The 25,854-nt window shown below is 47.7% G+C and carries 25 protein-coding genes; 4 read left to right on the forward strand and 21 right to left on the reverse strand.

Annotated elements, in window-relative coordinates; genetic code table 11:
• Window positions 1–140: 140 nt before the first annotated feature.
• From AB3N00_RS11275 to cysT, 4 genes are read right to left on the reverse strand one after another with little or no spacing between them, the layout of a single operon-like run.
• The gene (locus AB3N00_RS11275) at window positions 141–1,202 is read right to left on the reverse strand and encodes a sulfate ABC transporter substrate-binding protein (protein ID WP_413035250.1); all 1,062 of its coding nucleotides are present in this window, start codon (window positions 1,200–1,202) and stop codon (window positions 141–143) included.
• A 25-nt stretch (window positions 1,203–1,227) separates the two neighbouring features.
• Complete coding sequence (locus tag AB3N00_RS11280; RefSeq protein ID WP_175398283.1) at window positions 1,228–2,292, reverse strand: sulfate/molybdate ABC transporter ATP-binding protein; 1,065 nt, start codon at window positions 2,290–2,292, stop codon at window positions 1,228–1,230.
• A gap of 1 nt (window position 2,293) precedes the next feature.
• Entirely contained in the window at window positions 2,294–3,091 is a 798-nt protein-coding gene (locus AB3N00_RS11285) for a sulfate ABC transporter permease subunit (RefSeq protein WP_175398282.1), read from the reverse strand.
• Entirely contained in the window at window positions 3,088–3,903 is an 816-nt protein-coding gene (gene cysT / locus AB3N00_RS11290) for a sulfate ABC transporter permease subunit CysT (protein WP_413034610.1), read from the reverse strand. Before cysT ends, AB3N00_RS11285 begins: the two co-directional genes overlap by 4 nt.
• Window positions 3,904–4,306: 403 nt before the next feature.
• Here cysT and AB3N00_RS11295 point away from each other — a divergent pair, with 403 nt between their 5' ends.
• A complete protein-coding gene (locus AB3N00_RS11295) occupies window positions 4,307–4,708 on the forward strand; it encodes a secondary thiamine-phosphate synthase enzyme YjbQ (protein WP_413034611.1) in 402 nt (133 codons plus the stop codon).
• A 159-nt stretch (window positions 4,709–4,867) separates the two neighbouring features.
• Here the strand turns inward: AB3N00_RS11295 and AB3N00_RS11300 are convergent, their stop codons facing one another.
• The 5 genes from AB3N00_RS11300 to tkt all read right to left on the reverse strand — a co-directional run bounded on the left by AB3N00_RS11300 (window position 4,868) and on the right by tkt (window position 10,321).
• Window positions 4,868–5,470, reverse strand: coding sequence for a TetR/AcrR family transcriptional regulator (locus AB3N00_RS11300; RefSeq protein WP_413034612.1), 603 nt, complete (start codon window positions 5,468–5,470; stop codon window positions 4,868–4,870).
• 5 nt (window positions 5,471–5,475) lie between these two features.
• On the reverse strand, window positions 5,476–6,108 hold the full coding sequence (locus AB3N00_RS11305; RefSeq protein ID WP_413035251.1) for a YigZ family protein: 633 nt from the start codon (window positions 6,106–6,108) through the stop codon (window positions 5,476–5,478).
• A 168-nt stretch (window positions 6,109–6,276) separates the two neighbouring features.
• Window positions 6,277–7,632: a glucose-6-phosphate isomerase gene (locus AB3N00_RS11310; protein ID WP_175398278.1), complete on the reverse strand. Its 1,356-nt coding sequence runs from the start codon at window positions 7,630–7,632 to the stop codon at window positions 6,277–6,279.
• A 183-nt stretch (window positions 7,633–7,815) separates the two neighbouring features.
• The gene (locus AB3N00_RS11315) at window positions 7,816–8,133 is read right to left on the reverse strand and encodes a pyrimidine/purine nucleoside phosphorylase (protein ID WP_095289203.1); all 318 of its coding nucleotides are present in this window, start codon (window positions 8,131–8,133) and stop codon (window positions 7,816–7,818) included.
• 145 nt (window positions 8,134–8,278) lie between these two features.
• Window positions 8,279–10,321, reverse strand: a complete 2,043-nt coding sequence (gene tkt / locus AB3N00_RS11320; RefSeq protein WP_154892557.1) for a transketolase — start codon at window positions 10,319–10,321, stop codon at window positions 8,279–8,281.
• Between the two features lie 423 nt (window positions 10,322–10,744).
• Here tkt and AB3N00_RS11325 point away from each other — a divergent pair, with 423 nt between their 5' ends.
• Window positions 10,745–11,215 (forward strand): hypothetical protein, encoded by a 471-nt coding sequence (locus AB3N00_RS11325; RefSeq protein ID WP_413034613.1) that lies wholly within the window; start codon window positions 10,745–10,747, stop codon window positions 11,213–11,215.
• 91 nt (window positions 11,216–11,306) lie between these two features.
• On the opposite strand, the gene purU is transcribed toward AB3N00_RS11325, so the two are convergent.
• Together purU and AB3N00_RS11335 are read right to left on the reverse strand one after the other, a co-directional pair.
• Window positions 11,307–12,200 (reverse strand): formyltetrahydrofolate deformylase, encoded by an 894-nt coding sequence (purU, locus tag AB3N00_RS11330; RefSeq protein ID WP_413034614.1) that lies wholly within the window; start codon window positions 12,198–12,200, stop codon window positions 11,307–11,309.
• 23 nt (window positions 12,201–12,223) lie between these two features.
• The gene (locus tag AB3N00_RS11335) at window positions 12,224–13,351 is read right to left on the reverse strand and encodes a deoxyribonuclease IV (protein ID WP_413034615.1); all 1,128 of its coding nucleotides are present in this window, start codon (window positions 13,349–13,351) and stop codon (window positions 12,224–12,226) included.
• 168 nt (window positions 13,352–13,519) lie between these two features.
• On the opposite strand from AB3N00_RS11335, the gene AB3N00_RS11340 reads away from it, so the two are divergent.
• Both AB3N00_RS11340 and AB3N00_RS11345 read left to right on the forward strand, forming a co-directional pair.
• Window positions 13,520–13,990, forward strand: a complete 471-nt coding sequence (locus AB3N00_RS11340; protein WP_413034616.1) for a DUF2621 domain-containing protein — start codon at window positions 13,520–13,522, stop codon at window positions 13,988–13,990.
• 150 nt (window positions 13,991–14,140) lie between these two features.
• On the forward strand, window positions 14,141–15,052 hold the full coding sequence (locus AB3N00_RS11345; protein ID WP_413034617.1) for a TIGR01777 family oxidoreductase: 912 nt from the start codon (window positions 14,141–14,143) through the stop codon (window positions 15,050–15,052).
• Here the strand turns inward: AB3N00_RS11345 and AB3N00_RS11350 are convergent.
• The 10 genes from AB3N00_RS11350 to AB3N00_RS11395 all read right to left on the reverse strand — a co-directional run bounded on the left by AB3N00_RS11350 (window position 15,041) and on the right by AB3N00_RS11395 (window position 25,749).
• Window positions 15,041–16,822, reverse strand: coding sequence for a DUF6382 domain-containing protein (locus AB3N00_RS11350; protein WP_413034618.1), 1,782 nt, complete (start codon window positions 16,820–16,822; stop codon window positions 15,041–15,043). The genes AB3N00_RS11345 and AB3N00_RS11350 overlap by 12 nt on opposite strands.
• Before the next feature lie 86 nt (window positions 16,823–16,908).
• Entirely contained in the window at window positions 16,909–17,418 is a 510-nt protein-coding gene (locus tag AB3N00_RS11355; RefSeq protein ID WP_413035252.1) for a prepilin peptidase, read from the reverse strand.
• Window positions 17,419–17,434: 16 nt separating this feature from the next.
• A complete protein-coding gene (locus tag AB3N00_RS11360; protein ID WP_413034619.1) occupies window positions 17,435–18,466 on the reverse strand; it encodes a TadE/TadG family type IV pilus assembly protein in 1,032 nt (343 codons plus the stop codon).
• 29 nt (window positions 18,467–18,495) lie between these two features.
• Window positions 18,496–20,640, reverse strand: a complete 2,145-nt coding sequence (locus AB3N00_RS11365; protein WP_413034620.1) for a hypothetical protein — start codon at window positions 20,638–20,640, stop codon at window positions 18,496–18,498.
• A gap of 68 nt (window positions 20,641–20,708) precedes the next feature.
• Complete coding sequence (locus AB3N00_RS11370) at window positions 20,709–21,380, reverse strand: TadE family protein (protein WP_413034621.1); 672 nt, start codon at window positions 21,378–21,380, stop codon at window positions 20,709–20,711.
• Window positions 21,364–21,552 carry a Flp1 family type IVb pilin gene (locus tag AB3N00_RS11375; protein ID WP_175398267.1) on the reverse strand — a complete coding sequence of 63 codons (189 nt, stop codon included), beginning with the start codon at window positions 21,550–21,552 and terminating at the stop codon, window positions 21,364–21,366. Before AB3N00_RS11375 ends, AB3N00_RS11370 begins: the two co-directional genes overlap by 17 nt.
• Before the next feature lie 11 nt (window positions 21,553–21,563).
• Window positions 21,564–22,433 (reverse strand): type II secretion system F family protein, encoded by an 870-nt coding sequence (locus AB3N00_RS11380; protein ID WP_413034622.1) that lies wholly within the window; start codon window positions 22,431–22,433, stop codon window positions 21,564–21,566.
• 12 nt (window positions 22,434–22,445) lie between these two features.
• Complete coding sequence (locus AB3N00_RS11385) at window positions 22,446–23,213, reverse strand: type II secretion system F family protein (RefSeq protein WP_413034623.1); 768 nt, start codon at window positions 23,211–23,213, stop codon at window positions 22,446–22,448.
• 56 nt (window positions 23,214–23,269) lie between these two features.
• A complete protein-coding gene (locus AB3N00_RS11390; protein WP_413034624.1) occupies window positions 23,270–24,532 on the reverse strand; it encodes a CpaF family protein in 1,263 nt (420 codons plus the stop codon).
• The gene (locus AB3N00_RS11395) at window positions 24,529–25,749 is read right to left on the reverse strand and encodes a ParA family protein (protein ID WP_413034625.1); all 1,221 of its coding nucleotides are present in this window, start codon (window positions 25,747–25,749) and stop codon (window positions 24,529–24,531) included. The genes AB3N00_RS11390 and AB3N00_RS11395 overlap by 4 nt, the downstream gene beginning before the upstream one ends.
• Between the last annotated feature and the right edge of the window lie 105 nt (window positions 25,750–25,854).

A 25,854-nucleotide genomic window follows, 5' to 3' on the forward strand; every position in this document is an offset into this window, starting at 1 on the left:
CACACCTTCCTGCAAAAACCTGCTGATAAGGCAGTTTTCACACTACTCAATGATTTCCTATCGCAGCACAAAACCTTCATCTCTACTATATTCAGCGAAATGAAGGCTTGATGTCAATCCTTTGATAACACGCTACCTATTCACAATCCCGCCAGCACCTGATACCACACTCCGCGTTTGGAGTACAATGTACTGCGCACTTCGTCCCACCCGCCAAGGTAGTTGATATCAAACAGACCTTCAGGCGTTGGAAACGTGGATTCGGTCTCCGCAAACACTTCAGGATCTACCGAACGAAAACCATGTTTGGCAAAAATACGCTGAGCTTCCGGTGTTCGCAGATAATCCACAAAAGCTTCAGCCAATTCGCGATTCCCATGTTTATCCGTATATCTATCCACCACTACTGCGGGATTTTCAATCAAAATCGTATTTTTCGGTACAACGATATCATACTTTACACCCTGAGCTATGCGGGCAAGCAATTCATTCTCATAAGTGACGATAACATCGCCGACACCATATTCAAATGCTGCCATGGAAGATCGGCCGCTCTTGTCCAGTGACTCCACGTTCTTATGCACCTTCTCCAGGAAAGCTTTGGCAGCGGCAGGGTCCTTCTGGCCATTTGCTTCTGACAGCTTCAATCCTGCTCCATAGATCGCATTGATATCCCACTGGGCTCCGCCTGACGTTTTGGGATTGGGATACAGTACCTTGACTCCCGGCTTGGTCAAATCTTCAAAATCACGAATACCAAGCGGATTGCCATCTCTTGTTCCGAGAACAACGATGGAGCGGGTGATCATGCCGTCATTCGGAGCCTGTTTCCAATCGGAGGTCACCAGATCGGCCTTGACCAGTTTGTCGATATCACTTTCCATGGCGAGCAGTGCAACATCGGCCTCGAACCCACCAACAATAGCTCTTGCCTGGGTACCAGAGGCTTCATAGGATTCCTGGAAGTTAACCGTTTGTCCGGTTTTGGCTTTCCATTCCTCCTTGAACTTCGGCAGCAGCTCTCCCACAGCGTCTTTGGCTACACTGTATGCACCAATGACCAGCGTACTGGATTGTTCACCTGCAGAGGGTCCGTTCTGTTCGCCTTCCGCTTCCTGATTGCTGCATCCTACGGTCATGCAGACGAGCAGAAGCATAAGGACAGCATATAAGGGGATTCTTTTCTTCTTCATCGTCTGCATGGGCAGCCTCTCTTTCGGGCGCATTTTAGATCATGACCGGCATTGGATCTTCCTTCAGGCGATTCTCAACAACCCAGCTATCCGTGTCATTAAACAAGTAAGCCCGGTGCACAAGCACCCGAATTTGCTGACCGATCTCAAGTGTTGTTTTTTCAAGAGAACGGTATGTGATCAGTTTGTGACCTTGTACCTCGACTTCAACCATCCACTCACTACCACGGAAGTGAAGATGTTTTACAATGCCTTTCTCCGTAGCGGACAGCATCGAGAATTCGTTTTTCAGACCAATCTCAATATACTCCGGACGAATCAGCGCACGTGTATGCTCTCCCTCTACCGCATGTTCGAAACCTTTGAGCTGTGAGGCATCCTCCACAACGGTGGATTCTCCAATAAAGGTAGCCACAAATGGCGTCTGCGGATTTTTGTAGATATCCCACGGCGTTCCTTTTTGCTCGAGACGACCTTGACTGATAATCATAATCTCGTCGGCGACTTCGATCGCTTCATCCTGGTCATGGGTTACAAATATCGAAGTGATTCCGACCCGCTCGATCAACTCTCTCAACCATGAACGCAGCTCTTGGCGAATCTTGGCGTCAATGGCCGCAAAAGGTTCATCCAGCAGCAGCAGCTGCGGTTCTGGAGCCAAAGCCCGGGCAAAGGCTACACGCTGACGCTGTCCACCGGACAGTTGATGCGGATAGCGATGTTCAAAACCTTTCAGCCCGGTCAGTTCAACAAGTTCCATAACCCGTTCACGAATCTGGGCTTTGGGTGTCTTTTTGACCTTGAGTCCGAAAGCGATATTATCAAATACAGTCATATGTTTAAACAGCGCATAGTTCTGAAATACAAATCCGATTCCCCGCTCCTGCGGAGGCAGATGATTCACGACCTTACCGTGGAAGCGAATTTCCCCTGAGCCGGGGCTTTCCAGACCAGCCAGCATGCGCAGAATGGACGTTTTCCCGCCTCCGCTGGGTCCCAGCAAACCGATCAGATGGCCTTTGGCAATATCGAATGAGACATCTTTTACCGCATGAAATTGACCGAAATGTTTGTTCAGATCACGGACTTCCACATGCATCTCAATGCACTTCCTTTCGCTTCTTGGCCCATTCCATCATGAGCAGCAGCCCAACGGAGAAGGTAACCAGTACCAATGCCACACCATTTGCGGCAGAGACATTAAAATTCTCAACATCCTGATAAACAAGCGTTGTTGCCGTCTGTGTTTTGTTCATAATATTGCCGGATACCACCAGCACTGCACCGAACTCCCCAAGCGACCGCGCCACGGTAAGGACAAGTCCGTATACGACAGCCCAGCGGATGGAAGGCCAGGTAACGCTCCAGAACGTCCTCCATCCATAAGCGCCAAGTGTAGAAGCAGCCTCTTCCTGCTGTGAACCGAGTTCCTGCAGAACAGGCATAACCTCCCTGACCATCAGCGGAAAGGTGACAAACAGCGTTGCAATGACCATGCCAGGGAAGGCATAGACCACATTAAATCCTATTCCTTCAAAAAAAGCACCCATGATGCTGTTCGGCCCCAGCAGTAATACAATCATTAACCCGCCAATGACGGGAGACACCGCGTAAGGCAGGTCTACAATGCTGTTAAGCAATCCTTTGATCCGGTCACTAAGCCATCCAGCACGTACGAGGTAAATTGCCATCATTATGCCGAACAAAGTATTTAACAGCGTGACGACCAGCACAACAAGTCCAGTCATCATCAAGGCGTGCAGCGCCTCAGGGCGCATCAGCCCATCCAGGAAACCTCCTGCACCATCTTCAAATGCTCCGATAAAAATACGTCCCAGAGGAATAATCAGAAGTACAATAAATACCGCAAACGTCAGTCCGATCAATAACCGCCTCATCGTCTTCTCCCCCGCATCTGCACCAGATTAATCAGCCAGAGGATCAGGAAAGAGAGCGTCAGGAGCAGCACGGATACAGCAGCTGCACCCGTAGGGTTATCACTTTCAATTTCGCCGTAGATAAATACGGAAGCCGTCAGCGTTCTGCCCGGAATATTGCCCGCCACCAGTACAACTGCACCGAATTCTGCAAGGGCTCTGGAGAAAGCGAGCATACCGCCGCTGATCATGCCCGGAGCCATCGATGGCAGAATCACCTGCCTGAACGTACGAGCCCTCGATGCCCCCATGGTGTAGGAGGCCTCTTCCTCGGAAGGGTCGATCTCTTCAAGCAACGGCTGCACTGCACGAATCACAAATGGAAACGTAACAAAGGTCATCGCAATGACGATCGCAGGCTGATGAAACACGATTTCAAACCCCATGGTTTCAGCCAGCTTGCCCACAGCACTGACTGGTCCCAGCAGCAGCATAATCATTAACCCGCCAACTGCAGTCGGAAGTGCAAAGGGCAGATCTACGAGACTGTTGAGAAACGATCTTCCTAAGAAACGATAACGCGTAAGCACCCAGGCAATCATCGTGCCCAGAACCACGTTAATCAGTGTGGCGACAATAGCCAGCCGAACCGTCAGCAATACGGCTTTCCATGCAATCGGATCCATAATGCTCTCGGCAAAATTGCTCCATCCTTCGGAGAAGGAATTGACGTACACACCGATAATTGGAAGCACAATGAGTACGATAAAGTATAGCAATACAGTACTGCGGAATCCCCAAGTCCATCCCTTGTGACGAAGAACGGTATTCATTGCTGCATTCCCTCCCAGCCTCCGGTTCCATATCCGGTCGGCAGTCTCCCTGCTTTGGTACATTCATTTTCCTAAGTTGGATTATATCACTTTAATATTATTCCCATTAGTCTACTTGGTTTTTTGCTTATCTGATACTTTACCAGTTTGCAGTGCTAATCGTCAATGCTTTTATTGTATATCATTGGGGTTTATATAAGATGAATTTATACTGATCACACGATAAGAAACCAAACTAAGTTGAACGGTAAAATTTTATTCAAACCTGCACCGACCGCAGTACCGTTTTTCGATCGCTGTCATTGCGTAAATCTTATATTCACCTAGTACATGGTTTGTTTGCGATGTAGTGGTTAAGGTACAATCTAGAGGACAAAATACGCGTAGAAGGAGTGGTGCAAGAATGTTATATACGAAGAATTTATCGACTTCCAAACGGGATGAAATCAAGGATATTACGAGGGAAGTAGCGCAGGTTGTCCAGAGCAGCGGTGTGCAAAACGGAACTGTACTTGTCTATTGTCCCCATACAACTGCCGGGATCGCCATCAATGAAAATTTTGATCCGGATGTTAAGCATGATGTGCTGCTTCGTCTGGATGAAGTATACCCTTGGGAACATCCCCAATATCGACATGCCGAGGGGAATACGGCTTCTCACCTGAAGTCGATTACAACCGGACCATCACAAACGGTGATCATTCATGAAGGAAGATTATTGTTGGGCAGATGGCAGGGGATTTATTTTAGTGAATTCGACGGCCCTCGCGAGCGAGAGTATTATATCAAGATCATGGAAGGGTAGTTTAGACAAAACACAAACAGGCAGTCTACCCTGGTTTAGGGCTATGATCCGCCTGTCTTGGTCTTCCGCGCAATTAAACTTTCGCGAGACAACGTTATAAAGAATTAATGTTATGACAATTCACCGCCCTGAAGTATAGGAGTGCGACAAAAGCGCCTTTTATTGGACGCCAGGCTGGTGTTGTAGATTGCGGCATAGCACTTTGACATGAGATAACGCCGATGATTCAATCTCAGCAAACGTTACACGATCCTGAATATAATACGATATGAATCCATGCATGGATAAAAACAGCGTGCGTGGCACACATTGAATATCCTCATCCGTACAGCCTTCTTCATTCATGTACTGCCTAACAATTGAAGCGAACAATTCAAAGCATCTTCCCTGCTCCGTGCGACAATAGGACAACAGCTCCTCATCCCGAATCATGAACATAATCTCGTATTGATACGGATTCTCCAGACCGAAACGAATAAATTCCAGCATGATGTGCTCTACCTTGCTTATACCGCCCACGACTGGCCTGACCATGGCTTGCAGCAGCAAATGTCCCAAATGGTTAAAATCTTCTACCACGATGGCATAGAACAGTTCTGCCTTTTCTTTGAAATGATAATACAGCGACCCATGACTATAGCCCAGATGCTGGCCGATGCTTCGCATCGAAATGGCGCGGTATCCTTTGGTTATAAAAAGATGCCTCGCCGCCTCCAGGATCCGCTCCCTCGACAACTCTTGTTCGACTGCTCTTCTAGCCATATATTTTATTCCCCTTCAATAAAATAAAGCCGCTGTCCCTCCGTGATCCGGGATTGCCCTTGCGTCAAATCCGTGATCCAGGCGATAAATGCCTCGGTTTCACTATCCGGCGGAAGACAAGTCAACGTAACCTTATCGGTGAATCCAGTCTCACCCGTACGGACTTCCCGGCTTCTTAATTCATTTTCCACTTTTCCCAGCCACGTGTAATCCAGTTCCACAAACACTTCACGATGAAGCACTTTGGTGATCGCTTCTCCTGCTTCAATAGCAGCTACAGCTCCATCCGTATATGCGCGGATTAACCCGCCAGCTCCAAGCATGATTCCCCCAAAATAACGTGTAACTACAATAGCCACATTTTTCAGCTGCTGATTTTTGATAACTTCCAGAATGGGTTTCCCGGCAGTTCCGCTTGGCTCCCCATCATCGGATTGCTTCTGGATCTCATCTCTCTCCCCAATCATGTATGCGGAGCAATTATGAGTGGCATTCCAATGTTTTTTCTTGATCTCATCGATAAAAGCAACCGCTTCGTCTTCCGTTGTAACTGGCATAATATGACCGATAAATCGCGACTTCTTGATGACAATTTCCAGATTGCCCGGTCCTCGAACCGTGCGGTAACGTTCAAGCATTTCAATCCAACTTTCCGATTTAATCCATTTTACAAGAAAGCAGTTCCCCGCGCGGACGCGGATGAACTGCCTTGGTTTAAACATCCGGGTTACAATACATTCTACCTCACAAGGTAACCCGGGTGTCATTACACACGCATTATTTAACTATATGAGTCAAACCATGAATTATTCAGAAAGTCTCGCTTCAAGCGCTGCTTTCTCTTCTTCAAAGCCTGGTTTGCCCAGCAAGGCGAACATATTTTTCTTGTAAGCTTCTACCCCTGGTTGGTCAAACGGGTTAACCCCGAGCAGGTATCCGCTGATGCCGCATGCTTTTTCAAAGAAGTATACCAGATATCCGAAAGAATATGGAGACATATCCGGAATATTCACAATCAGGTTTGGTACTTGACCATCTGTATGTGCAAGCAGAGTGCCTTGGAACGCTTTTTTGTTTACAAAGTCCATCGTTTTGCCTTCAAGGAAGTTCAGACCATCCAGATCATCCGGGTCGGATTCGATCGAGATATGATCGGACACTTCAGCTACCTGAATGACCGTTTCAAAGATGTTCCGGCTGCCTTCCTGGATGAATTGACCCATGGAGTGCAAATCTGTTGAGAAGTCTACAGATGCAGGATAGATTCCTTTGAAATCTTTACCTTCGCTCTCTCCGTAAAGCTGTTTCCACCACTCGGATACAAAGTGCAGGGACGGCTCGTAGTTTACGAGAATCTCGGTACCTTTACCTTTGCGATACAATGCATTACGAACAGCTGCATATTGGTATGCTTCATTCTCAGCTACGTTCGGGTTGCTGTACTCCTTGGATGCGTCAGCCGCACCTTGCATCATTTCTTCGATGCTTATGCCAGCTGTAGCGATCGGCAGCAAACCTACTGCTGTCAGAACAGAGTAACGTCCACCTACATCATCCGGAATAACGAAAGACTCATATCCCTCTTCGTTTGCCAGTTTTTTCAGTGCGCCGCGCTCTTTGTCCGTCGTAGCATAGATACGTTTGCGTGCTTCTTCTTTACCGTATTTTTTCTCCAGTGCTGCACGGAAGATACGGAAAGCAATGGCCGGCTCGGTTGTAGTACCCGATTTGGAGATCACGTTTACGGAGAAGTCTTTGCCTTCTACCAGATCCAGCAAATGAGTTACATATGTGGAGCTGATATTGTTTCCTGCAAAATAGATTTCAGGCGTTTTGCGTTTCTCTTTTGGCAGGTTGTTATAGAAAGAGTGTGTCAGCATTTCAATTGCTGCACGTGCGCCCAGGTATGAACCACCGATACCGATAACGATCAGTACTTCGGAATCACTTTGGATTTTGGCAGCCGCTTTTTGAATGCGGGAGAATTCTTCTTTGTCATAAGCGGTTGGCAGGTCAATCCAGCCCAGATAATCCGATCCGGTTCCTGTTCCGTTGTGGAGCTGCTCGTGAGCCAGACGAATCGGTTCAGCGAAATAGTCCACTTCATGCTGGTTCACAAATTGCAAGGCAGTGCTGTAATCAAACTTCACTTTTTTTGCCATGATCTAAAAACCTCCTGATATCGGTAGCTTATTTTTCCGTTTTCCATATCAAACAACTTAGCATAAGAATACTTCAAATCCACGGGGCTGACAAGCTTGCAGCTTGAACTTTGTCACTTCAATTCAAGAAGCAAAAAGGGTAAACCAAATCCGCTGAATGCGGTTTTGGCTACCCTTCTTGTATTATTCCGCCGGGTACGAGCAGCAGTAGTCGGTAACGCTGCGTATCTCCAGTTTGAATTTGGATTCGGCAGGCACGTGGAACGTAGCTTGACCTTGAATCTCTTGCCAATCTTCTTCTCCGGGAAGCAATACTCTCAGATCGCCGGACAGAATCTCCATAATTTCACGGGAATCCGTTCCGAACTCATAGCTGCCTGGAAGCATGATGCCCAGAGTCACTTTGCTGCCATCCCCCAAAATAACCGTTCTGCTGGTTACCTGGCCATCATAATAAATGTTGGCCTCTTTCACTACACTGACTTGATCAAACTGTGACATGCGTACCCGCTCCCCCTGAAGTTAATGAAAACAAAAGGCAAAACAGATCAGGATGAATGCTCATCCTTTCTCTGCCGGAATTAACTTTACTGCCATGAACAGGACAGATCACGCCATCCCATCCATAGCAGCGTTTATCAAGCTATTACAGCAATGCTTTTACGCGGCTAACCACGTTATCAACTGTGAAGCCATACTCTTCGATAACACGATCACCAGGCGCTGATGCACCAAATGTGCTGATTCCGAGAATGTCGCCTTGATCGCCAACATATTTCTCCCAGCCCATTGGATAAGCCATTTCAATCGCCAGACGAGCTTTAACATCCGGAAGCAGGACGGATTCTTTATAAGCTTTGTCCTGTTTCTCGAACAGATCCCAGCTCGGCATGCTGATTACACGAACTTGGATACCTTGTTCAGCCAGTGCCGCTTGAGCTTTGACAGCCAGCTGCACTTCGGAACCTGTAGCGATGATTTGTGCTACAGCTTTGCCGTCTTTTGCATCGGAAACAACATAAGCACCGCGTTTTACGTTCTCACGGGAGCCTTCTACTGTTCCTTCCAGGATCGGCAGGTTTTGACGAGTGAGTACCAGTGCAACCGGGTTGCTCTTGTTCTCAAGCGCATAAGCCCATGCAGCAGATGTTTCATTACCGTCAGCCGGACGAATAACCGTCAGGTTAGGAATGATACGCAGGGAAGCCAATTGCTCAATTGGTTCGTGCGTAGGACCATCTTCACCAACAGCGATACTGTCGTGAGTCAGTACGTATGTCACAGGCAGACCCATCAGGGCAGCCAGACGAACAGCCGGACGCAGGTAGTCGGTAAATACGAAGAATGTACCGCCGAATACTTTCACACCGCTGTGCAGTGCCATACCGTTCATTGCACCCGCCATACCGAATTCACGGATACCGAAGTAGATGTTGCGGCCAGAATAATCTTCTGGAGCAAAGTTAGCAATGTTGTTGAGATGTGTCATTGTGGAGCTTTCCAAGTCAGCAGATCCACCAGTCAGATGAGGCACATTGTGCGCCAGACCGTTCAGTGCGTTACCGGAAGCAACACGAGTGGAAAGTGCTTTGTCTGTTGCAGCATATTTAGGCAGATCGCGGTCCCAGCCTTCTGGAAGGTCACCGTTGATTGCTGTTTCAAACTGAGCTGCCAGCTCAGGGAATGCCTTTTTGTACTCGGCGAATTTCTCGTCCCAAGCTTTGTTTGCGGAGATACCACGATCTTTGACTTGAGCAAAGTGATCGCGAACTTCAGCCGGTACGTGGAAATCTTCCTCGTAAACCCATTTGTAAAATTCTTTGGTCAGTTTGGCTTCGTCTGCACCCAGTGGGGATCCGTGAGTACCGCCATGGCCGCCTTTACCTTGTTTGTTCGGGCTACCATAACCGATAACTGTTTTCACTTCGATCAGTGTAGGACGGAGTGTATCTGCTTGTCCTTCCTGAATTGCTTTTTCAATTGCAGGCAGATCGTTACCATCTTCTACGCGCAGCACTTGCCAGCCATAAGCTTCGAAGCGTTTTGCGATGCTTTCGGAAGAAGACAGGTTCAACTCGCCATCAAGAGTGATGTCATTGGAGTCGAACAACATGATCAGTTTACCCAGGTGCAGGCGTCCAGCAAGCGAAGCTGCTTCGTGGGATACGCCTTCCATCAGGTCACCGTCACCACAGATTGCGTAAGTATAGTGGTCGATTACGTTGAATTTATCCTTGTTGTATGTCGCGCCGAGTTGAGCTTCAGCCATCGCCATACCTACAGCCATTGCAATCCCTTGGCCCAGTGGGCCAGTTGTTGCGTCAACGCCTGCAGTATGTCCGAATTCCGGGTGACCCGGAGTTTTGCTTCCCCATTGGCGGAATTGTTTCAATTCTTCCATAGGAAGATCGTAGCCGCTCAGGTGCAGCAAGCTGTACAGCAACATGGAACCATGTCCTGCAGACAGCACAAAACGGTCCCGGTTAACCCAAGTTGGGTGGTCCGGGTTATGTGTCATCGTTTTTGCAAAAAGTTGGTACCCCATTGGAGCGGAGCCCATAGGCATTCCCGGGTGTCCAGATTTTGCTTTCTCGATTGCATCAATTGCCAGAGTACGTACAGTGGTGATCGACAGGTTGTCGATTGTGTTGTTCTCGTCCTTTTGAATCGCTTCGTTCTTGTCAGTCATGGTTTGTCCTCCTCATGTCTTTAGATAAGTCGGGTGCGCAAGCGAATCCCTCTCATCATACAAGCAAACCGTATATAACAATAAGTGAATCCGCTTGAATGTTTCATTTTGACTTATTCACTTTTGTATTGTATCACTTGGCGTGAAGCTTTTCCATAACCTTCTTTTAGAAGTTCCGGAAAATTCGGTTGTTTGTGGGTGAGGCGGGCTTATTCCAGTGCTGAATAATGTTGTTCTGCAGAGCATTTCGGCCCATGTTCCGACTTGGCAAGCCTCGCAAATCCATCGGAAGAAGTATAACCTTTAACCGGAAAACCATACACTTTCTAGAGCTCGAAGTTTTTTTCTGAAATATAATAGTCCTTCATTTTGATTCGAAATCTCTATGTCTGTGTTACTTCAGGATAGAAGGAGGCTTGTCTCGTGCAGGAGCATTATTCGCTGCAACAAAAGTCGTTAAACCATCCATTACCCTGGATATCCGGGACATTAACAGGTATTATTTCCGGCCTTTTCCTCGGATTTTTCCTTAAAGTGCTTCAGGCTTACACGGGTGAAAATGTTTATACCCTGCTGCTGAATATCGATTTTGTCCCCTGGCTTCCGCCAACATTACCTGAATGGATTGAATTTACCCTTCATCTTGGTGTTTCCATAATTATGGGCATCTTCTATTTTTGGTGGATTCAGCGTTCAGGACATCCGTTGTTTAGAGGTATTCTAATCGGTGCCGTTTCTTCTCTGCTGTATATCCCGCTCTCCCAACTATCGGCCCGCGTTCCCGGTCTATTAGACTTCAGAGCGATATTACTTTGGGTAATCGGGCATCTCTTGTTTGGTATTCTCCTTGGTGTGTGCGGACGAATATGGAAACGGCAAAAAGGCGACCCCTAATCGGCTAACGAGTAGGTAATCGCCTTTTCTCTTATCCCATAGCAGATTCGTGTAGTCCCGAATCAACCTTGCACAGTATTAAAGCGTATGATTAAAATACAACGGTTTTATTCTCATGAACCAGAATGCGGTCTTCGACATGCCATTTCACCGCACGTGCAAGTACGACACGTTCAATGGTACGCCCGATCCGTTTCAATTCAGTTACATCATCTCCATGACTTACACGCTGAACGTCCTGCTCGATAATCGGTCCGCCGTCCAGTTCCTCAGTCACATAGTGAGCAGTTGCTCCGATAATTTTAACACCACGGTTGTACGCCTGGGCATACGGTTTGCCACCGACAAATGCTGGCAGGAACGAATGATGGATGTTAATAATCCGGTTGCGGTAATGCTCAATAAACATCGGGGAAATAATCTGCATATAACGTGCAAGAATAATCACATCAATATCATTACCAATGACGTCCAGCTGACGCTGCTCCGCTTCCTTCTTCGTATCGGCAGTAACCGGAATATGATGATACGGAATACCGAATGATTCCACGTAGTCCTTCATATCCAAATGATTGCTCACCACGAGAGCGATGTCAGCATCTAGGTCCCCTGCCTGCCATTGCCACAGCAATTCAACCAGACAATGATCTTCCTTGGATACAAAGATAGCGAGTTTCTTCTTGCGGCTGACAGCAGAGAGAGACCACTCCATCTTGAATCGTTCTGCCACTTCCGTAAAATCAGCTTCCAACTTGGCTAGACTTGCTGTCAATTGTGGCAAATCGAACTCAATGCGCATGAAAAACATGCCCCCAGCCGGGTCCATGGTGTACTGGTCCGACTGGACGATGTTTGCACCATGCTGGTGCAAGAAATGGGATACTGCAGCAACAATTCCTGGACCGTCTGGACAGGAAATAAGCATCCGCGCCCGATCGGCGCGGTTTTTGGAATCAGGACGTACTTGTTTAGCGTGAATCTCCATCGGGCTATTCTTCCTCCTTCAAATTAAGCCGTGACCAGCAGTTCTTTTCCTGCAAGCCAGGCGATCAAGCGTTGATTCAGTTGCTCTTCGTTCAAATGCGGGAACAACGCGGCTTCCGCCACCAGATCATACAACCGCTCCAGCGGTTCACGCGGATCAGCTTTTTTGGCTTTGGCATCATTCTTGAGCAGTGTCCAAATATCGAGAATATAGGAACGGGAGTCAATCTCTTTTCCTTGGAAAAAGTGCTGCAGCTGTTCCACTTCCGTCAGGAATTCCGGACCAAATCGACCAGTCACATCTCCACGAAGCAATGCAATCTCTACTTCATACATTGGACGTTGTGTCTTGGCTTCCTTGCCAATCCAAGGTGTTTCCAGAATAAACGGACGTCCCTGAAGCGCCTCGTGGTGAACGATACGATTAATGGCTTCAAAGCCAATCCAACCCGAACCAATGGGTGTATGACGGTCCTTACGAGCACCTACAGGGTTCTTACTATCATTAATATGCATTACTGTGATGCGGTCAAGCCCTACCGTGCGATCAAATTGTTCAAGCACACCGTCCAGATCATTCACAATATCATAGCCTGCATCATGAATATGGCATGTGTCCATACATACGGCAAGGCGTTCGTTGTGTGTTACTTTCTCCATGATCTGTGCGATCTCTTCGAAGCTGCGGCCCATTTCGGTTCCTTTGCCAGCCATCGTTTCAAGAGCGATTTTGACATCGGTCTCTTTAACACCGTCGAGCACTTCATTCAATCCTTCGGCAATCCGTCCGATGCCATAATGGGCATCCTTGTCCGTAAAAGCACCGGGATGCAGCACGATATTTTTGACGCCAATGGCATGTGTCCGGCGGATTTCTTCCTGAAGGAAGCTTACAGCCAGCTCATACGTGTTTTCTTTGTAAGAACCAAGGTTAATAATGTATGGCGCATGGACAACAATATCTTCCATTCCGCCCTCCTGCATGGCAAGCTTGCCTTCCTCAATATACATGGACTCAATAGGCTTGCGGCGCGTATTTTGCGGAGCACCTGTATATATCATAAACGAACTGGAACCGTACGAGGACGCTTCCTTCGTTGCACTCAATAATCCCTTGTCCGAAAAGGACACGTGGGAGCCGATTTTCAGCATCATTGATCCCCCTTTTTTCTGAATTATCCCTTATTCTAACGCGATTATCGAAATAAATCTAGAAATGCGCTATAATTCGGGATACAGGCTATTTTTTACAGCTAATTTGGAACATGGTGGGCGGAATCCGTCTTTCCGTGAAAATCAATGAACCGAGGTGACTCCGCAATGATTTTCGGATCCTACGCTATGACGTTGGCCAGCAGTTCCCCCAGCAATTGGTTTATGAATACGATCGCATTCTGGACCTTTCTTTTGCTTGGCAGCATGTGTATCGGCGGATTTTTTATGATGCGCAAGTTTTTGAAAGTGCTCCCAAAAGCGGACGGCAAGTCCAAACTGGATTGGCAAAATTATTGGGTCGAAGCGAGCCGCCACTTATGGACGGATGAAGCCAAGGCTTTCCTGGATCAACTCGTAGAGCCCGTACCGGGACCGTTTCGCGATATCGCCAAACATTCCATTGCTGCAGAGATTGGTAAAATCGCTGTTGAAAACAAAGCAACAGAGGTGTCCAGAGATCATTGTATTAAAGGATACATTATAGCCACACCTAAGCGTGATAATAAGTTTCTGGTTAAATTTCTGGAGAAAAACAAAATTGATTATTCGCCTTACAAACATTTAATGAATAAATAAGAACCATTCCAAAACGTGGATGGAATAGTCCACTCATGGTCCAACACACAAGCCCCACCAGGTAAGTCATACCCAGTCAGGCATTGCTTACCGCCGGGGCTGTTTGTTGATCCAATTTATGAAGTATAACAATATAGGGAGGGCAGAAACATGAAGATTGCCATTTGTGGAGGAACAGGATTTGTAGGAAGTGCACTTGTAGATTACTGGCTGCAAGCAGGACATCAGGTTCAGATTATTACTCGCAAACTGCCTGATCTTCATGATCCCGGCGAACGCCTTACATATATTAATTGGGAACAGTTAGAGGAGATGCCTCACTTACTGGAGGGTTTGGATGCGTTGGTCAACCTTGCCGGAGAAACACTGAATCAGCGCTGGACGACCAAAGCCAAGCTCGAGATTGTGCAATCCAGGGTAACGACTGTATCCAAGGTAGCCCGTCTATTAGATAAGCTGAAACATAAACCGGAAGTTGTCGTTCAGGCATCAGCCATGGCTATCTACGGAACATCCCAAACAGAGACATTTGATGAGAGCTGTCCGCAAAAATCAATGAACTTCCCATCTCGTGTCGCTGAGCAATGGGAGATCGCTGCAGATGCCATAAAAAATGTGAGACTGGTCAAAATTCGTGTAAGCCTGGTTCTTGGTCATAAAAGAGGAGCTTTTCCGTTAATGAAGCTGCCATATATGCTCGGGGTAGGCGGCAGAATTGGAAGTGGCAAACAGTGGACGACCTGGATACACATTTTGGATATTGTTAGGCTTATTGATTTTACGATTCAAAACAGGGAAATCTCGGGTCCGGTTAATGCATCCTCGCCGAACCCCGTGACCAATGACGAATTTGGACGCACGGTTGGCAAAGTATATCACCGACCACACTGGTTCCCGGTCCCCGGATTCCTGATTAAAACCGTGGTTGGAGAACTCTCTGTTGTGCTGCTTCAGGGGCAGCGTGTCATCCCTCAGAAGGCACTGGATTACGGTTTTCAATTCACATTCCCAACCCTCACCGATGCCCTGGAAGATTTGAAACATCGCGGTTTATCCGACTGAACGATAGGTATAAACGGATTCGGCCAAAGTAAATGTGTCCCCATCTTCCAGTGGATATTCTTTATAAGGTGCCAGCGGTTTGCCCTGAAGAATGGTTCCATTCACGGAGCCGAGGTCCTTAATAACATAGCCTGATTTGTTCCGGCTCAGTTCCACATGAGCCCGGGACACACCGGTTGTCGCATCCACCCACTGAACCATCTCTGCCGACCTGCCTATCACAAAAGAAGCTCCACGTACATCCATCCGTTCATTCCGATCACCTGCTGCCGATCTACGCTCCAGATAGAAGGCTGGAAATGCAGGAGCCACATCCTTCCCTGCTTCGACGGAGATACTCTGCAAATTTACGGTAGCCTCCGTTCCAAGGTCGTTTTGGTTTAACTCAGATGTTGATGCAGAGGCATAATCGGAATGTTGAGTTATGGGTACAAATTCTGATTCTGTATGTAACTGTTGAAAACGGGAATTCAAAGTGGTACCCGCATACCCCTGTTCAGGCGTATTGTTTTCCACCTTCGCATCAGAAGCATTCCAGCGCCAGCTTTCCTGATACATCTCCTCTGCTTCCTCTTCGTTTTTGTTTTTACCCAAGCCCAGAAAAGAAGCTTGATCAATCTTCTTAAGTTTTACGGCTTTTGATAAGCTGAATTTTCCTTTACTAATCCATGCCCAGCCTGCAACTGCAAGCAATGCAAGACTTAGAACGATGGATATGATCATTGGTGTTTGCCCGGGCTGTTCCATGTATGCGAATCTCCACACCAAGGCTATGCTGACCATGCAAATAAGGATGATATATGTTACCTTCGACGTTCCGGTCTTCGGATCCATTTCCAAGTCTTCCCCATGTGGAAGTTCGCTAGATTGGTGCAACGATGGATCTACGCTGCCTGCCAATGGTGGTGAAGCTTCCCTAGAGGGACGTGAATTTAGAAAGCTTGAAATCGGCTTACTGCCCTTCACCCCTTCCTGTTCTGGTAACGCGTCCGACTGCTGATGAAGATTGGACTGTTCATCCCGCATTTTGCCATGCTTGATCATTGGAAGGTCACTCTGTCTAAACGAACGTTGTACTTGAGGAAGAGCATACACTGGTTCAACATGAGCAGGACGTTCGTCGTTTCCATTCCCATTTTCTCTTGTTTCGATGGCACGGGATGACAGGAAAGCAGAACTACCTGATCCTCCTTGCTCATCTGCATATAGCTCAAGCAATAATTCACGCAGTTGTCCAATATTCCACCGTTCGTTATCACATAATTGCAGAACTCGCTGAATTCCTTCTCCCTGCAATTCCTGAACATAAGCCATCAGCCTGATTACCAGCTCGCGAAATTGTCCCGGAGTCGGATCTGCAGCCAACGAATCCTGAACAGGTACATAAACCATGCCCAGCTCTCCTTGCTCCAGTGATCCCTTTAAAAATATACTCTCTTCCTGCAGCATTAATTTACGAGGTTCCAGCATATATTGACGGCATTCCGTGAATGTGTCTGCGAGTTGAAACAACAGACCGTACAGCACATGCAGCTTGATTTTGCCTGCTTTCAAAACCTGCGACAACATTTTATACCCGGAAATATCATACTGAAGAGTGACATTCCGATCCATCTCACGTATGTGGAGAGGCAATAACCGTGGAATATGATTGGAGGACATCATGCCCGTCTGTACACGGCTTAATTCGTCCATCCGCAGCCCTTCCGCTTTTTCCAATACCATAAATGCTCCGCCGTTTCGAATAAAATCTTTCGTTAATCCATACATGCCAATCCTCTCTTTCCATTGATATGTTCTGCACTTTCCGTTATGGTGTGAAATTCATATTCATCTTACATATCTGATATATTTATTTAAATCATATAGACGTAGGCACTGATAAATCCTGGCATTACAGCCAGCATAAACGGAAATTTCAATGTTTTCTCCTTGCTAACCAGTTTGAGCGAACCCATCATGAAAAAGCCTGCAAGCCCACCTGCCATATGACGAATCCGTTTGGCTGAATCCCTGCGGAACAACAGAATGATTAATCCAATTGCTCCGGCATACAAAACGGAATACACAACAACGTGTATTCCAAAAGAGAGCCCCACCCAAGCTCCAATCCCACCAAACAGTTTCACATCTCCTGCACCTACTGCCCCGATAGCGTACATTAGAAACAAAATGCCGAAACAGGCTGCGAATCCCGCAGCAGAGAACAGTAAACCTTCCCAACCTCCCCAAACTCCATGGGCCAACACACCCAGGGCGGTCACAGGCAAGGTCAACCGATTCGGAATTTTCATGGATCGCACATCTGTTACAAAGGCAGCCATCACATATAAACCACAGGCTATATAGAACCAATCCACCTCCATCACCCCTTAAATATCCTCATTTTCTGGAAGCTACATTAAACTCAGTTTCTGTTTTGACTCCATCAGCGGTTTCCACTACAAATGTCCATGTGCCTTCCGTTGTACGTGTACCTACAAACCAGTTCCACTCAATTACACCATTCTCATCTGCTGTCGCCCAGCCGATATGTTTAGCCGTGCTCTCCCCCGACTTGTAAAATATCGTTAAGTTCGCCGTTGCCCCCGGCTCTACCTTAACCTTGATTGTCGCATTGTTCCCTATGTATGCCGGCTCCGGCTTGGATAACACGGTTACTGAACCTGAGACGTCCCCATTTCCCTCACCGCTGTTCGAACCTTCGCCCGTATCCCCGATCCATACACGCTCAGCGGCTGCAGCCTGAATCCGCAATGGTTTGCCGATGAAAGGTACTTTGATCGGCAGTTCATAACTTAATTCCAGCCTGAAATACGGATTGGTTTTGTTTTTGAGATCCGGCACAGATATACCGTTAACATGTACACGCTCCATATCCAGCAATACCGGATCAATAAATGGTTGAAGCAAAGGTTTCACGGCTGGATCAAGTACAGTTTCCATAACGGATGTCTTAATCTCCTGCAAAGGCTGCTCACCGCTGGCTGCAGCCGCACGCACCCAATGACTTAGCGGTTCCGGAAGCGATGAGGCGTACTCTTCAGCCCACTCGGTCAGGGATAACTCAGGTATTTTCCAGCCATTCCCCGTCTCTCCGCCGCCAGCCGAATCTGAGGGAGTGAACACAAGGGAGACCGGGTATATCTTGGTGGAGAGCTGCTTCACAGCTTCACCTGCTGTGCTCTGCAAGGCTGTCGAGATCAATGTCATTTGCACGATATAGATCAGAAACATGACAAAGAATAGAAATACAGGCAGAACGAGCGAAGCTTCCAATACGATGCTGCCTTGTTCCTTTCTCGTAGAGCATGCCTGCTCATACAATGACTTTAATCTTCCCCGTTTGCGCAACTCCGCTAACCGAATCCGCAATCGTGCATATTCCTTTTTCTGTTGATGCTGCTTCGCCATAATCCCTCCAATTGAAAAAACTGCATTATTCAATAGGAATAATCCGTCTTCCGATCTATGAATAACCGCCCATCTTCAACCTGGTCTGCATTACCCATAACCGCACCTATACTTTTCACAACTCCGGGTAAAAACCACAGTTTGATACTGCTGCGGATGTTACCTGAAGCATATGTTTGTTTTTCATCAGGATTCACGCCTGTATTCATTCGGATCAAAGCCAACATTCTGGACATCTTGCGTTCATTGTTACTATGCATTAACAGGAATAATCTTAGGTGGTCCCTGTATGTAAGCTGGACTTTGATATATCTGGACAACTCCACACTACCCTCTTTGCCGAGTTTCACCATATCCGCTATGGCGTGTGTAATCCCATATAAAATTGCAGCAGATAACACCAGAAGCGGATTGCCGAGCTTACTATTTTCAATCAAGCCCTCTGCCGTTCGAATCGCTAAACGCATACCAAAAATCTCTGCATATGCAGTAGCAATGTTACCTGAAGGATTATGAAAACCGTAGATGATATACTCCAGTTCCTGATTCTCCAGTTTGAAGACTTCACTTGAATCCCCGTTCCCTTCAGTCCAATCCAGCAATTGCCCAAAATCCATCGAATTGAAATAAGCGAGCGCGTACTCATTCTGAAACAATTCATCCCCAAGACGATCCAGAAGACCAGACATTCCGCCAAACAAACTGTCCATACTATTCATAGCGTCACCGCCAGAGTCGTACGGGTCGCCAGCAATTTCTGCCTTCTTGGCTTCCTCACGGCTTGCCTGGTTAAATGCAATATTTGCATTGTAATACTGCTCTAACTGCTTGAATGCTTCCGTTGATCCGGAGTGCCCCCTTTCAATCTGTGACAAAATTCGCTGCATGTCCTTTAATTTCCCCTTGGACTCTTTGTCATTAGCCTTACGCTGGGCATCAGATCCCCGACCATCCTCCAGCAGCTGTTTACTGAGAAGGATGACATTGGACGGACCGCTTCGTACATAAGTGTCCATGTATCGTTCCGTGACCTGACTGGCCTGTCTAACCGCCGGCTTAACAGGAACACCACTCTGACCAGTGACATTGCGAAGCTGTGTATTCAGTTCGATACTGTCTTTTCTAACATTATTAAAATCTGAAGTTTGAGAACGAATCCGTTCATTCAACTGGTCGAACAACGAGTCAGCTCTGACTAGCTCGGAAGCAAGCGAGCGTGTGTTTTTGGCTTCGCTGCCCGATCCGGTAGATGGTGGACTTTGTCCGGGAAGGGTCGAATTCCCTACTTTTTCATAACTCGCATTCTGTGGACGATTCTCTCCCTCAGCGATGACCCGCTTCATTTCCTCGTTGATTTTGCGCGCTTCTTCAATTTTGGCCTGAGCTTCCTCCAGTTTCGACTGATGAGCCTGTTGTGCCGGTTGCAGGACCCTGCTTATGCCTGTCACCACATGACCTACACCTGTCCTGTAACGAGCCAGCTCCAGAATATATTGCTGCTGGTTGAAGGGCAGTCCCTCGTCTGCTTGTTTTTTGCTCAAATAATCCGTATACCGTGCCGCGATCTCGGCAGCAGTCTCTGGTGTCTCTTCCATCATCTCATCGTAAATGGCAGGTGAAGGTGGGCTCATAATCAAAGCCGGAAGATCCTTCAATTTATTGGCTGAATCTGTCTGATTGGCTATCGCCTCATCCAGCAATTCCTCGCGCTTGTCATACAGCTTCTGCAATTTTTTGAGCAAGTCTACAGTATGTGCAGCTTCTTTCATTTCCTCCGACATCGGCTTGAAGCGATTGACCACTTCTAGTGTAAAATCAACCGGAGCCCGATATTTCATATCCTCCTGGATCTGGCGATTGAAAATGTCATATCTGCCCAATTCGCGCTCCATGCTCAGGGAAGTTGTATCCCACTGGATATCCAAAATTGGAAACCCGTCCTTCACCGCCGACGGCTTCACACTATCATTCAGCACCTTGGCCATAATAGCTTCACCACCGCTGTCCCCATACCCGAACAAGCCATACTCCCGCAGCGAAGTATCATATGCAGACATCACCGATCTCATCGCCGCGTGTGTCATGCGCTCTGCCTGTACTTTGAAAGCGGCTATCCGTGCATAATCAATGAACACAGCCACAAACATATAGATTCCAGCCAGGATTAAAATCAAGAACAGGGTTACAGCTCCAGATTCACCATTCTTTTTTCTGAACAGCGCTGCTCTCCTCCTTTCTCTGCTTATTGTTTTTTGCCAAAATGCTGCAGAACCTGCCCTGCTTCAGCCGCTGTGCCTGCTGCGGCTCCACCACTTCCCTTAAACTTGGCAGCATAATAACGGATCAGATCCACCGTTCGGATAAATTCTGCCGGCTCTACAACTGCTGATGATCCTTGCGTCAGAACATTGTTAGCTGAATCAAATAAAAAAGATGGCAGCGGCAAAGATATAACCTGCTCCAGCTCGGTTGTAACTTTTCGCTGGACCAGAGAATTCTGATACTCAATCGTTCCGCGCATGCCACTCGGCATGCCTTGTACTGCTTGGGATAATTTCTTCTCGGTGAGATTCCCTCCTGCCCCTGCTGGCACCGGAACACTAATCTGATTATCCGCGCCGGCCCACCCAAACAAGGCTCCGAGCAATCGGTCATCTGTTAGTCTCCAGTACAGATTGTCATGTTCATCTGCCACAACTTCACCTGTCATGGGTTGCTTGTGACTGTTATCCCAACTGTAGGCGGCACGTTCCGCTGCTGCATATGCATGTTGGTTTAAAAAGGTCTTTTGGTACATGTACATGGAGAAAAACAGAATTAATACGAGAATAAACAGCACCACCGGGAAGACCAGGGAAGCTTCAATTGTGAAGCTCCCATCCTCCTTTTTGAACCTTTTACTCAAAGAATTCATCACTCTTCTTGCTAACTTGACCAAGTAACCGAGTGACCAAGGTTTTAATTTGATCTTTGAAGATCAAGGCAATAATGATAATGACGCCAATAATCAAAATCAGCTCCAGCGTTCCAAGCCCGTCCTCTTCCTTCCAAAATGCACTTGCCTTGCTTTTCATCAATTCCTGCATCCCAATTCCCCCTACATATTCATCATCATAAAAGCAGGTGCACCGATCATGACCACAATCGTAAAAAAGATCAACACCATCGGAAACACCAGTTTGGAAGAAGCCTGCTCCCCCTTTGCCCGACTGACAGCCTTGCGTTTCTCCCACAACACATGTGACAGATCCCGCAGCGCGAGTACAAAGTCACCTCCCCCACGCCGGAAATTCAGCAGCACCGTCGTCGTAAAAATCGTGACTTCCTGCACACCGCAGCGGCGGCTGAACTGTTCAAACGATTGTTGAAACGAGTAGCCATTATTCCAATCGCCCACAGTCTTTCGCAGCTCGTTGTACAGCGGATGGTCGCGGTCTCCCTGACTGGCAACACAGTGAACGATAGCCCTTTGCACGGTTTCTCCGGCACCTACCAGCAATACAATCCGGTTTAACAACTCAGGCAGCTCCATGAGAATATCCTGATCCCTTCGCTGCACCTTGGTATGAAGATCCTTGTAGAGTGCAAAAGGCAGTGCAGCACCAAGGGCAAGCCCGCCTGCCATGCCTCCGAGGCCCATATCCCCAACAAGGGATAGCAGACAGCCCACAAGCAGCATCAGCCAAGCATAAGTCAACATTTCAGCACTATAGAGCATCGTTTTCTCTCCACTGTGCTGTATGCCGTACATTTTCTGAATGGCATGCTGCATGCGGAACATCAGCACAGGCAATCTGCGGCCTGCCTCGAATCTGTCCAGTAAAAACAAAAAGGGACCATGCAGCTTTTTCAGACGCAATCCCTCCATATGAAGTTTGCGCAGATGTCGGTAGGTCTGTCCTCGCGTTCGATCCAGCACCAGCCATCCCGCTCCGAGCAACCCACCGAATATAACGGGAAGCAGCATCGAATCAGCTCCTTATACTTTGATATCCATAATGCGTGCAATCCACAGATAACAGCAGGCAAGTACTGCCAAGGCCCCACTGGAGATCAGATACCCCATTCCGCTGTACAGCGGCTCCATAAAATCCTTGGCCGTCAAATTTAAAAAGATTAGAAATATAAACGGAGCGGCGAACATCGCCTTGGACTCAAACCTTTTCTGAGCCACAGCGACCATAATATCCTGTTGAATGTCCAGCTTCTCGCCAATCACAGCAGAGGTTCGGCGGACCACCTCAACCAGATCTCCGCCCGTCCGCTTGCAGGTGATGAATACATCGGCAAAATTCGTAATATCTTCGATACTGGCCCGGTCCGAAAAGTCCTGCAGTGCCTCCTCAATGGGTTGACCATACTCCATCCGTGTCCGCAAAATGGTGAACTCACGGATCAGATCGGTATCCGATTCGGGATTGAGCATCCGGAGATCCTCAACCGATTCCTTAAAGCCATTTTCCACCGATTTTCCCGCAGCCAATGCGGAAGATAACGCATATAACGCTTGTTTAAAATGCAAGCTGAGGGTCATTCTTCTTCGTTCCAGCAGCACCTTTGTCCAGTGTTTCGGCACCCATATGCATCCCGCAGCCAAAATCATTCCAGCCAGCCAGTGATGATAGAACAGAATACCGACACCGAAGAATAGTACTCCACTAATCAGCATGCAGACGATTCGTTGTCTACGGGATAGCGTATATACGGTGTAATCCGTTAATGCCTGTCTGGATTCACCCAACCTCATCACCTTCCAATAGCTTAAATTCTCGTTGTTATCCGATCCTTTATCTCATTGTAGTATCATCCTATGTACTCATTCAGCCAATCTCCCAGCCCGGCCATTTGGATTTTCTCCACCTGCTTCAGCGTTCCGACCTGCACCAATCCGCCAATGATCTTGCCTTCACGTTCTTCCCTCTCCTGAAAACGAAAGAGTGGATTCAGCAGCACTTCTCCGTCCTGCATGCCGATGACTTCACTGATCTCCGTCACCCGTCTTGAACGGTCTCTCAACCGGGATAAATGGACAAAGACATCAATAGCTGAGCTGATCTGCTGCCGCACAACTGCAATTGGAAGTTCCGCTCCACTGAGCACCATTGTTTCCAATCTGCTGATCATGTCCGTAATATTATTTGCGTGGCCTGTGGATAAGCTTCCATCATGCCCGGTATTCATGGCCTGCAGCATATCCAAAGCCTCTGCACCCCGCACCTCACCAATCACAATGCGATTCGGACGCATCCGCAGTGAAGACTTGATCAGATCCCGAATGGAGATTTCACCCTTACCCTCGGTATTGGCGTTCCGTGTTTCCAGCGATACCAGATTTGGTACCGTGACAATCTGCAGCTCGGCGGAGTCTTCAATCGTAATGATTCGTTCATCCGCAGGGATAAACTGGGATAAGGCATTCAGAAAAGTCGTTTTCCCAGACCCGGTCCCGCCACCGATAAAGATATTGTATTTGCTGCGTACCAACTGCTGAAGCAGCTCTGCAGCTTCCTCATGCAAGGCACCTTTATCGATCAGGTCCGACATTTTCATCGGCTCACTCGGAAACTTACGGATCGTCATGGTAGGACCTTTCAGAGCAATCGGCGGCAACACAATATTGACCCGGGAACCATCCTTTAACCGTGCGTCCACAATCGGGGAGGACTCATTCACAATTCGATTCACCCCGGATACAATCATCTGGATAATATCCTCCAGCCGTTCTCTGGATTCAAATTCAAGCTGAATTTGGATCACTTCACCATCCTGCTCGACAAAGATCTCCCGGTGACTGTTAATCATAATCTCCGTGATATCAGGATGATCCACAAGCGGCTGAAGAATATCCAACCCCCGAAACGAATCAAACAGCCGCTGGACCAAGGTGTGCCGTTCTCCAGAAGTCAGATCATCAAGCATCGGATCAGACAGCACTTTTCGCTCAATCCCCTGCCATAGTTCCTTGTCTCCGGCAGTAGAGGTTAAATCCAGGCCTGCCCTGACTTCCCGACGCATGTTCTGGAATTGTTCTTCACGGTCCATCATTCTATTGGATACATCGCTCATATTGCCCACCCATCGCCATTTTGGATGCGACCTGTCTGTTTCAGATCCTCTTCTCCGTTCTCTATAAGCATGGCACACAGCCTCTTTATTTCACGCTGAAATATGGGAGAGCTTAGCATCACTTCCTCCTGGCTAAGCTGCTTCCAGGAAGGAATATAAGGCAGCACCGCATTCAGCTGCAGATCAGGTCGTGGTAAAGCATTAACTACACTGTCCCGGTATTTATTCACAACAAAGCAGGCACGATCCAGCACACTTTGGTGCAGATCTGGCTTTGTTCGCTCGGCATGCAGCATCCACTGTCCCCATCGGTGCATGGCGGCCAGATCATCTTCAACCAGCCATACCAATGCATCTGCTGCTTCCAGAATACCTTCACTTCGGCCATCCCAACCAGAATCTCCATCCAGAATAAGCACGTCATACTGCCCAGCAATGGATAAGTATTGAATAAGTCCCGTCGTATCTTCACACGACATTTGCAGCAATTCCTTCCGGTTCGATAATGGCCAGAAGACATCTGCCTTCAGCCCTTCATGCCGGAGTACATAACCATCGGTCCCCTTGGTTAAAATTTGTTGCTCTTGCTTGCCTGATCCCTTTTTGCTGGCCTTAAGGTCATACAACAGTCTGGACAACCCCGTTTCTGCATCTGGCATACGCTGTACACTGCGGTTTAATCCCTTCTCCAGAAATGGCAGCACACTATCCAGCGTCTCCAGATTGAGATAAAGCACAGCGTATCCGGCCAGCCCCAGCTGCTTCGCCATATGCAGTGCAACAGCGGTCTTTCCGCTCCCTCCCGAAGCTGACACCACTCCAATGGAGAAGGTTTGCTGTCCTCGACGATGTACCTTTTTACGACGCGGCTGCCGGCTTGCATTCAGAACCGCATCCAGCAATGTGGGCAGAGGTTGATACTTCATCAATCGCTTATCTTCCTCCACATCCTCATGACCTTCACTGAGCAGCAGCCAAGGAACATCCGCCCCCCCCCCCATACTCTCCAGCCAGGGATTCAGAAATTCAGGTTCTGCAATAACCAGATCCGGCAGTTCCTGTGTTTCATGTTCATGCACATACTCCTGAAACGATTCCCACTGTGAAAAGGCGGTAAATCGCATCGTTGCACCAAACGGGCTCCCCTGTACAAAATCAAGCCAGGCACTGATGTACTCTCTGTCTTTTGAAGCAAGTACGGCCTTCAGTACAATCAATTTCTCCTTCCCTCCCTGTACATAAGCACAAAAAAAAGCACCGTCCACTATCCGCATGAAATGCAGAATATGGACGGTGCTTCCGTCACGTGCTATGAATGTATG

This window comes from Paenibacillus xylanilyticus (assembly GCF_047246825.1).
GTDB lineage: Bacteria > Bacillota > Bacilli > Paenibacillales > Paenibacillaceae > Paenibacillus > Paenibacillus xylanilyticus_B.